The sequence below is a fragment of the Zavarzinia sp. genome (genome assembly GCF_049306435.1).
Classification (GTDB): Bacteria; Pseudomonadota; Alphaproteobacteria; order Zavarziniales; family Zavarziniaceae; genus Zavarzinia.
In genome coordinates this window covers 1-8,473 of sequence record NZ_JBAQRT010000040.1, presented here as the reverse complement: position 1 = coordinate 8,473, position 8,473 = coordinate 1, and the positions used below count along the sequence as shown (strand labels likewise).

At 68.2% G+C, this 8,473-nt stretch carries 10 protein-coding genes; 7 read left to right on the top strand and 3 right to left on the bottom strand.

Annotated features, from left to right (window positions below):
• Both WAZ62_RS01990 and WAZ62_RS01985 read right to left on the bottom strand, forming a co-directional pair.
• A partial coding sequence (locus WAZ62_RS01990) for a hypothetical protein (protein WP_422641857.1) occupies nt 1-223 on the bottom strand: 223 nt, incomplete at its 3' end.
• 4 nt (nt 224-227) lie between these two features.
• Entirely contained in the window at nt 228-839 is a 612-nt protein-coding gene (locus WAZ62_RS01985; protein ID WP_422641856.1) for a formyltransferase family protein, read from the bottom strand.
• A 154-nt stretch (nt 840-993) separates the two neighbouring features.
• On the opposite strand from WAZ62_RS01985, the gene WAZ62_RS01980 reads away from it, so the two are divergent.
• From WAZ62_RS01980 to WAZ62_RS01970, 3 genes are all read left to right on the top strand, one after another.
• A complete protein-coding gene (locus WAZ62_RS01980) occupies nt 994-2,454 on the top strand; it encodes a PAS domain-containing sensor histidine kinase (RefSeq protein ID WP_422641855.1) in 1,461 nt (486 codons plus the stop codon).
• The gene (fixJ, locus tag WAZ62_RS01975; RefSeq protein WP_422641854.1) at nt 2,447-3,052 is read left to right on the top strand and encodes a response regulator FixJ; all 606 of its coding nucleotides are present in this window, start codon (nt 2,447-2,449) and stop codon (nt 3,050-3,052) included. Before WAZ62_RS01980 ends, fixJ begins: the two co-directional genes overlap by 8 nt.
• A 71-nt stretch (nt 3,053-3,123) precedes the next feature.
• Nucleotides 3,124-4,482, top strand: a complete 1,359-nt coding sequence (locus WAZ62_RS01970; RefSeq protein ID WP_422641853.1) for a chloride channel protein — start codon at nt 3,124-3,126, stop codon at nt 4,480-4,482.
• On the opposite strand, the gene WAZ62_RS01965 is transcribed toward WAZ62_RS01970, so the two are convergent.
• Entirely contained in the window at nt 4,469-5,032 is a 564-nt protein-coding gene (locus WAZ62_RS01965) for a TlpA family protein disulfide reductase (RefSeq protein ID WP_422641852.1), read from the bottom strand. The two genes, WAZ62_RS01970 and WAZ62_RS01965, sit on opposite strands and share 14 nt — an antisense overlap.
• A 54-nt stretch (nt 5,033-5,086) precedes the next feature.
• Between WAZ62_RS01965 and argH the strand changes: the two genes are divergently transcribed.
• From argH to WAZ62_RS01945, 4 genes are all read left to right on the top strand, one after another.
• Complete coding sequence (gene argH / locus WAZ62_RS01960) at nt 5,087-6,499, top strand: argininosuccinate lyase (protein WP_422641851.1); 1,413 nt, start codon at nt 5,087-5,089, stop codon at nt 6,497-6,499.
• Between the two features lie 12 nt (nt 6,500-6,511).
• On the top strand, nt 6,512-6,697 hold the full coding sequence (locus tag WAZ62_RS01955; protein WP_422641850.1) for a hypothetical protein: 186 nt from the start codon (nt 6,512-6,514) through the stop codon (nt 6,695-6,697).
• Between the two features lie 15 nt (nt 6,698-6,712).
• A complete protein-coding gene (gene lysA / locus WAZ62_RS01950) occupies nt 6,713-7,993 on the top strand; it encodes a diaminopimelate decarboxylase (protein ID WP_422641849.1) in 1,281 nt (426 codons plus the stop codon).
• Nucleotide 7,994: 1 nt separating this feature from the next.
• Nucleotides 7,995-8,473 (top strand): DUF4175 family protein (locus tag WAZ62_RS01945; protein WP_422641848.1); only part of this gene is annotated, 479 nt, incomplete at its 3' end.

The window sequence follows — 8,473 nt, the reverse complement described above, 5'->3', positions numbered from 1 at the left end:
GGGCACGGTAACGGGCCAGCAACTCGGCCGGGCCGCCGGTCAGGCCATGGGCCTCGCGCAGCCGCGCGACCACCTCCGCCAGCGGCGGGCCGTTCAGCGCGGCGAAACCTTCCGCACTGCCGGCGATGCCGAAGCCGGCCAGGAAGTCGCGATAGACCGTCTTCAACGCGGCGATACTGTCCGCCAGGGTTCCGTCGAGATCGAGCAGCAGGCCACGGACCAAGGGCTCACCCCCCGAAACTCGCCCGCCGGGCGGCGATGGCGAGGCGGCACAGGGGGGCATAGAGCGGCTCCAGCCGGGTTTTCACCACCTCGGCCCCGGCGGCGGCATCGAGGCCCGCCGGCAGCGGCCCGATCGGTAGCCAGACCCGGGCGATTTCGGCGCCGGCGTCGATTTCCGGCACCATTTCGTGGGCGGTGATCGCGACCGCGTCGTCCCCGGCCTCGATCGCCCGCTGGACTGGAAGGGCGCCGGCATGGCGGGGCAGGGCGCCCCGATGAAGGTTGATGCAGCCCCGGCCGAAGCGGTCCAGCACGCGGGCCGGAACCTGATAGCGCCAGGACAGGGTCACGAGAAGATCGAGCGGCCCCGTCGGCAGCAGGGGGCCGATATCCTTCGCCTCGGTGCCGTCGACGGCGGTCAGCGGCACGCCGGCCGGGGCGCAGAGCCGGGTGAAATCGGCGAGATCGCTTCTTTCGCTGCCACCTTCGGCCCTGGGCAGGCGGCCATGAGTGAAGACCGCGGCGATTTCGATCGCATCGTCGGTCAGAAGGGCGTTTTCGAGCACCAGGAGGCCGGGCCGCCGGGCCAGCAGCGCCACAACCCTCAGTTTTTTCATGCCGGCCACCCTCCCGCGCGCTGCGGATGCCATTGTCGGGGCAATCGGCGGCGGGTTCAAGGCCGGCCGCCTGGGGATAAGCCACCGGTTTTCCTTGTTCTCGTTCCAACCCCGATTATCCTCGACGCATGATTCTGGTGAGGGGCGAGCACTGATGGTCGGTCTCCGGCAATCATCCGCGGTCGACAAGGGGCGGCGGCTGCGGGTCCTTGGGTTGACGGTGCTCGCCCTTGGCCTCGCCGTGATCCTCAGTCTCGAAGGCTCGGTCTTCGCCGGTCAGGCGGGCTATCTGCCCTTCGTCGCCTGCGTCGTGCTGGCCTCGGCCTTCGACGGGTTCTTGCCGGGGGCGATCGTCACCGGCTTTGGCGCCATGGCCGTGTTGCTCCTCGGCGGCGGCATCGACAGCCTGTCCGGCGGACTGGGGCTCGTCCTCTATCTGGCCATCGGTATCGCCATCGCCTTCTGGGGCGGCTCCGCCCTCAAGGCCCGGGCGACCGCCGCCATGACGCAACAGCACCTGCAGTCGATCCTCGACACGGTGCCCGACGCCATGATCGTGATCGACCGCAACGGCATCATGCGCTCCTTCAGCACGGCGGCGGAGCGATTGTTCGGCTGGACCGCCGCCGAAATGGTCGGCCTCAATGTCAGCACGCTGATGCCGCAACCCTATCGGGGCGCCCATAATTCCTACCTCGAGCGTTATGCCCGCACCAAGGAACGGCGGATCATCGGCATCGGCCGCATCATCGTGGGCCTGCGCAAGAACGGCACCACCTTCCCGATGGAGCTGCATGTCGGCGAGACCGGCGGCGCCGTGCCCTTCTTCACCGGCTTCGTGCGCGACCTGACCGAGCGCCAGCAGGTCGAGGCGCGGCTGCAGGACCTGCAGTCGGAACTCGTCCATGTCTCGCGTCTGATGGCGGTGGGGGAAATGGCGTCGATGCTGGCGCATGAGTTGAACCAGCCTTTGTCGGCGGTCGCCAATCTGTTGACCGGATCGCGCCGCCTGTTCGAGAGGGGCCGGCCCGAAGATGGCCCCAAGATCACCGAAGCGCTGCAGAAGGCGGCCCAGCAGGCCCTGCGCGCCGGGGACATCATCCATCGGATGCGCAGCTTCGTCAGCCGGGGCGATGGCGAGCGCGGCCTGGAAAATCTGTCCAAGGTGGTCGAGGAAGCCGCCGCCCTTGGCCTTGTCGGGGTGAAGGAGCGGCAGGTCGAGGTGTCTTTCGATCTCGCGGTCGATGCCAATGCCATCTTCGTCGACAAGGTCCAGATCCAGCAGGTCTTGCTGAACCTGATCCGCAACGCGCTAGAGGCGATGCAGGACACGCTCCAGCGCCGGCTGAGCATCACCACCGTTCGCCGCGACGACGATTATGTCGTCGTCAGCGTGGCCGATACCGGCAGCGGCCTCGCCGAGGAAATTCGCGAAAAATTGTTCCACCCCTTCATGACCACCAAGCCGCAGGGCATGGGGGTCGGCCTGTCGATTTCCCGCTCGATCGTCGATGCCCATGGCGGACGGATCTGGGCGGAAGAAAACCCCGGCGGTGGCACCGTGTTTCGCTTCACCCTACCCCCAGTGCCGACGGAGGGCGCCAACGATGAGTGAGATGCTGGTCCATCTCGTCGACGATGACGACAGCGCGCGGGACAGCCTCGCCTTCATGCTCGAAGCCGCCGATTTCGTCGTCCAGTCCTACGAATCGGCCCAGGCCTTTCTCGACGGGCTGCCGATCGGCCCCCGGGGCTGCGTCATCACCGATGTCCGAATGCCGGACATGACGGGCATCGAACTGGTGCACCGGCTGAACGCGCTGAAGGTCGGCCTGCCGGTCATCGTCATCACCGGCCATGGCGACATCCCGCTGGCGATCGAGGCGATGCGTGCGGGCGTCGTCGATTTCATCGAGAAGCCCTTCCCCGAGGAGCGAATTCTCGAAGCGCTGGACCTCGCCCGGGACAAGCTGGGCGCAGAGGTCGGCGAGACGCCGAACAGCGAAATCCTCGAAAAGCTCGAAACCCTGTCCGAGCGGGAGCGCGAAGTGCTCGACGGCGTGGTGGCCGGCCGGCCCAACAAGATCATCGCCCGCGACCTCGGCATCAGCCCGCGCACGGTGGAAATCTACCGCGCCAAGGTGATGACCAAGATGCAGGCCGACAATCTCGCGGCCCTCGTCCGCATGACCATGGCCGCCGGCCTCGGCTGACCGGCGTCAATCCTGGTGAAGGGCGGGCCGGGCGCATTGCAATCGATCCGGTCCCTTCCCTAGGATGATACATGCGTTCCCGTTCCATGGCTTACCGGCTGCGCCGGAAGCTTCGCCCCTCTCTCTCGCTCTGGCTGTCGTCACTGCTGTGGCGCCGCCGGCTGGTGTTCTGGCTGGGGGCGATACTGACCGGCCTCGTCTGCGTCGGCTTCGCCTATGCCGCCGATTTCGCCTTCGAACTCTTCGGCCTCCTGACCGGCGTCTGGCCCTGGGCCGGACTGGTGGTCACGCCGCTCGGCTTCGGTCTTTGCACCCTCCTGCTGATCCGCTTCTTTCCGGGCGGGGAGGGCAGCGGCATTCCCCAGGCGATCGCGGCCCGCAAACTTGAATCCCCCACCCAGCGCAACCGGCTGCTGTCGCTGCGCATCGCCTTCGGCAAGGTGATGCTGACCACGCTGGCGCTCGGCTTCGGTGCCTCGGTCGGACGCGAGGGGCCCTCGGTTCAGGTCGGGGCCTCGATCATGCTGGCCTGCAGCCGCTTCGCCGGTCTTGGCCGGATGCGCGGCGTCATCCTGGCGGGCAGCGCGGCCGGTGTCGCCGCGGCCTTCAACACGCCGCTGGCCGGCATCATCTTCGCCATCGAGGAAATGAGCCGCGCCTACGAGAGAAGGGTGAGCACGCTGATTCTCTCGGCCGTGCTGCTGGCGGCCGGGGCGGCGGCGCTCATTCATGGCAGCGGCTCCTATTTCGGCCAGACCATGGCCCAGCTCGATCACTGGACCGATTGGCTGGCGGTGCCGCTGCTCGGTGTCGGCGGCGGCGTGATCGGCGCCTGTTTCGCCCGGCTGATGATCGCCCAGGCGCGCTATCTGCCCCGCCTGCTCGACGGTCGGATCGGCCGCCACCGCGTGTTGTTCGCCATGTTCTGCGGGCTGGTCGTCGCCCTTGTCGCCTGGGCGACCGCGCTGCCGGTCAATGGCACCGGCTATGCCGAGGCGAAGGCCGCGCTGAACGGCACCCTGACGGACCCCTGGGCCTTCGTCGGGGCCAAGCTGCTGGCCAATCTGGTGACCCAGGCCAGCGGCCTCGCCGGTGGTATCTTCGCGCCGACGCTGGCCGTCGGCGCCGGGCTCGGCGCCGCCATCGGCGATATCCTGCCCGGCGTCTCGCCCGGGGCGCTGGCCGCGCTCGGCATGGTCGCGCTGTTCGCGGGGGTGATGCAGGCGCCGATCACCGGCTTCGTCATCGTCTTCGAGATGACCGACAATCACGCCATGGTCATTCCGCTGATGGCGGTGGCGATCGTCGCTGCGGGGACATCCCGCATGATCTGCCACCAGCCGATCTATCACGCCCTGTCGGAATTGTTCCTGGCGAAGGTGCGGGCGGCGGGCCAGACCGGCGCGCCCGGCGGACTCAAGCCCCCTTGAAGCCGCGAATGAGCTTCAGGGCCTCGTCCGAGGCCCAGTCGGCCGGGCCGACCAGCGTGCCCCTTATGGTGCCGTCCGGCCCGATGACCACCGTGGTCGGCAGGCCCTTCACGTCGAGCGCGCGGGCGAGGGCCATGCCCTCGTCCTTCAGGAGACCGAGGCCGGCCGCCTGATTCGCGGCGAGGAAAGCGGTGATCTTGTCATCTTCCAGCCGGTCGACCGACAGGGCGAGCACATCGATCCCCTCGGGGCGCAGGGTTTCCGCGGCTTTGGCGAGGGACGGCAGTTCCTCGACGCAAGGCGCGCACCAGGTCGCCCAGAAATTCACCACGACGACCTTGCCCTTGTAATCCGCCAGCGAGACCACGGCGCCGGCCGCGTTTCGGAAGGTCACAGCGGGTGCTGGCTTCGGCTCGTCGCTCGGGCTAAAGTTGCCGATCCCCGCCGACTGGGACGCCCGGGCACCGTCGCCCCAGGGTCCCCGGACGGCGACCGCCCCGACGACGCCCGCGAGGGCGGCCACAATGACGACAACCGGCACCAGCTTCATGTTCCCATACTCCCTGATGGTGCTGCGGTCGCGACAACAGCCAAGTAGCTTTCGATGCCCAACGACCAGAACGACAAACTGACTTCCTCGAACGCGATGTGGGGTGGCCGCTTCGACCGTGGCCCCGCCGAGATCATGGAGAAGATCAACGCTTCCATCGATTTCGACCGCAAGCTCTATGCCCAGGATATCGCCGGGTCAAAGGCTCATGCGGGCATGTTGGTCGCGACCGGCATTCTGACAAGGGCCGACGGCGATCAGATTCAGGCCGGGCTCGACACCGTCAAGGCCGAGATCGAGGAAGGCCGCTTCACCTTTCGCAAGGATCGGGAAGACATCCACCTGAACATCGAGGCGCGCCTCGCCGAGCTGATTGGCCCCGCCGCCGGGCGCCTGCACACCGCCCGCTCGCGCAACGACCAGGTGGCGACCGATTTCCGCCTCTGGGTGCGCGACGCGCTCGACGGGCTGATCGGTCAGACCACGGGCCTCGTCGCCGCCCTGCTGGCCCAGGCCGAGGCCCATGCCGACGTGGTGATGCCGGGCTTCACCCATCTGCAGGTCGCCCAGCCGATCACCTTCGGCCATCACCTGATGGCCTATGTCGCCATGCTGGAGCGGGACATCGGCCGCCTGCGCGATGCCCGCGCCCGCATGAACGAATGTCCGCTGGGCGCCGCCGCGCTGGCCGGCACCTCCTTCCCGATCGACCGCCACATGACCGCGGCGGCGCTCGGCTTCGACCGGCCGACGGCCAATTCGCTCGATTCGGTGTCGTCGCGCGATTTCGCCCTCGAGTATCTGGCGGCGGCCTCGATCCTCGGTATTCATCTCTCGCGCCTCGCCGAGGAAATCGTCATCTGGACCTCGGCCCAGTTCCGTTTCGTCACCCTGAGCGATGCCTTCACCACCGGCTCGTCGATCATGCCGCAGAAGCGCAACCCCGATGCGGCGGAACTGGCGCGGGCCAAGGTCGGCCGCATCATCGGCGCGCTGAACACGCTGCTGATCGTCATGAAGGGCCTGCCGCTGGCCTATGCCAAGGACATGCAGGAAGACAAGGAGCCGACCTTCGACGCCGCCGAGGCGATCGAACTCGTGGTCGCCGCCATGGCCGGCATGATCGCCGACCTGAAGCCGAACCAGCCCGTCCTGAAGGCCGCCGCCGGCACCGGCTTCTCGACCGCGACGGACCTTGCCGACTGGCTGGTGCGGGCGCTGAACATGCCGTTCCGCGAGGCCCATCATGTCACCGGCCGCATCGTGAAACTGGCGGAAGGCAAGGGGGTCGATCTCGATGCCCTCGGTCTCGCCGACATGCAGGCGATCGAGCCGCGGATCACCGATGCGGTGTTCGGCGTGCTGTCGGTCGATAATTCCGTCGCCAGCCGGGTCAGCTTCGGCGGCACGGCGCCTTCGGGTGTGCGGACCCAGATCGCCGCCGCGCGCGGCCGTCTTGGCCTTTGATAGGAAATGGCGATGAGAAAACTCGCGCTCTGCCTGATGATCGTGGCGCTGACCGGCGTTGCCGCCTGTGGCAAGCGGGGGGCGCCGGTCCGGCCCGGCACCACCCAGCCCGCCGGCGACATTCCCGAAACGATCCATCCCAGTTCGTCGTCGCCCCAGACCGATTATCCGCTGCCCGGCAGTCGGACCACCAACTGAGGAACCGCATCGTCCATGAATCACTTCGAGTATCGCGAAGGCCGGCTTCACGCCGAGGACGTGGCGCTGGAGACCATCGCCGAAGCGGTGGGCACGCCTTTCTACTGCTATTCGACGGCGACGCTGGAGCGGCATTTCCGCGTCTTCGCCGATGCCTTCGCCGGGCAGAATGCCCTGGTCTGCTTCGCCCTGAAGGCCAATTCCAACCAGGCCGTGATCTCGACCCTGGCCCGGCTGGGCGCGGGCGCCGACGTCGTCTCCGGCGGTGAGTTGAAGCGGGCGCTGGCCGCCGGCATTCCGCCGTCGCGCATCGTCTTCTCGGGTGTCGGCAAGACGGCGGAGGAAATGGCCCTGGCGCTCGACGCCGGCATCCATCAGTTCAACGTCGAGTCCGAGCCGGAGCTGGAGCGCCTGTCGCAGGTCGCCGCCGCGAAGGGCATGGTCGCGCCGATCACGATCCGGGTGAACCCGGATGTCGACGCCAAGACCCATGCCAAGATATCGACCGGCAAGGCCGAGAACAAATTCGGCATCGCCTGGGAGCGGGTGCGCCTCGTCTATGCCCGCGCCGCCGCCCTGCCGGGGGTGCGTGTCGTCGGCGTCGACGTTCACATCGGCAGCCAGCTGACCGCGCTCGAGCCTTTCGAGGCGGCGTTTCGCAAGGTCGCCGAACTGGTGCTGGCCCTGCGCGCCGACGGCCACCGCATCGATCGCCTCGATCTCGGCGGCGGCCTTGGCATTCCCTACGAGGAAAACCGTCTGGTGCCGCCCGCGCCCGAGACCTATGCCGACATCGTGAAACGGACGACGGCGCATCTGGGCTGTGGCATCATCCTCGAGCCGGGTCGCCTGATCGTCGGCAACGCCGGGGTGCTGGTCACCCGCGTGCTCTATGTGAAGAAGGCGACGAAGAAGACTTTCGTGATCGTGGACGCCGCCATGAACGACCTGATCCGACCGACCCTTTACGAGGCCTATCACGGCATCCTGCCCGTGGTCGCGCCCGATCCGGATGCGCCGGTCGCGCCGGTCGATATCGTCGGCCCGGTGTGCGAGACCGGCGATTTCCTCGCCCTGGACCGTCTGATGGCGCCGTTGAAGTCGGGCGACATGATCGCTGTCCTGTCGGCGGGGGCTTATGGCGCCGTCATGGCCTCGACCTATAACACGCGGGCGCTGATCCCCGAGGTGCTGGTGAGCGGCGACAAATTCGCCGTGGTGCGCGAGCGCGTGCCCGTCGAGACCATCATCGGCCTCGACCGCCTGCCGCCCTGGCTGGAGCCGGAGCAAAGCTGAGATGACGGCGGGCCGCGATCAGGCGCTGCGGCGCAAGCTCCGGCTCACCCGGCTGGCGCTGCTGAGCGAGCGGCTGGTCCCGGCGCTGCTGCCCGGGGCCGGGGTGGCCGGGGTGTTCGCCGTGCTCGCCCTGTCGGGCCTGTTCGGCGCGCTGCCGGGGACGATCCATGCCGTGCTGCTCGGCCTGTTCGGCTTCGCCTTCCTGTTCGCCCTGCGCGGCCTGCCGGCGGCCCTCTGCCTGCCTGACGCGGATCTGGCCCGCCGCCGGCTGGAGCTCGACAACCGCATTCCCCACCGCGCCCTCGAAGCCCTCGACGATCATCTGGCGGGCAGCGGTTCCGATCCGGTCACAGCCGCCCTGTGGCAGGCCCACCGGGAGCGGGCGGCCGGTCAGGCGGCGGACCTGCGGCTTCATGCCCCCCATCCGGTCATCGCCCGTCACGACCCCCTTGGCCTGCGCGCCGCCGTTCTGCTTGGCCT

Excerpts from the sequence above, each read along its gene's own strand:
- WAZ62_RS01980 (WP_422641855.1), top strand. The coding sequence starts at position 994 with ATGGTCGGTCTCCGGCAATCATCCGCGGTCGACAAGGGGCGGCGGCTG.
- WAZ62_RS01965 (WP_422641852.1), bottom strand. The coding sequence starts at position 5,032 with ATGAAGCTGGTGCCGGTTGTCGTCATTGTGGCCGCCCTCGCGGGCGTC.
- WAZ62_RS01985 (WP_422641856.1), bottom strand. The coding sequence starts at position 839 with ATGAAAAAACTGAGGGTTGTGGCGCTGCTGGCCCGGCGGCCCGGCCTC.
- lysA (WP_422641849.1), top strand. The coding sequence starts at position 6,713 with ATGAATCACTTCGAGTATCGCGAAGGCCGGCTTCACGCCGAGGACGTG.
- argH (WP_422641851.1), top strand. The coding sequence starts at position 5,087 with ATGCCCAACGACCAGAACGACAAACTGACTTCCTCGAACGCGATGTGG.
- WAZ62_RS01970 (WP_422641853.1), top strand. The coding sequence starts at position 3,124 with ATGCGTTCCCGTTCCATGGCTTACCGGCTGCGCCGGAAGCTTCGCCCC.
- WAZ62_RS01955 (WP_422641850.1), top strand. The coding sequence starts at position 6,512 with ATGAGAAAACTCGCGCTCTGCCTGATGATCGTGGCGCTGACCGGCGTT.
- fixJ (WP_422641854.1), top strand. The coding sequence starts at position 2,447 with ATGAGTGAGATGCTGGTCCATCTCGTCGACGATGACGACAGCGCGCGG.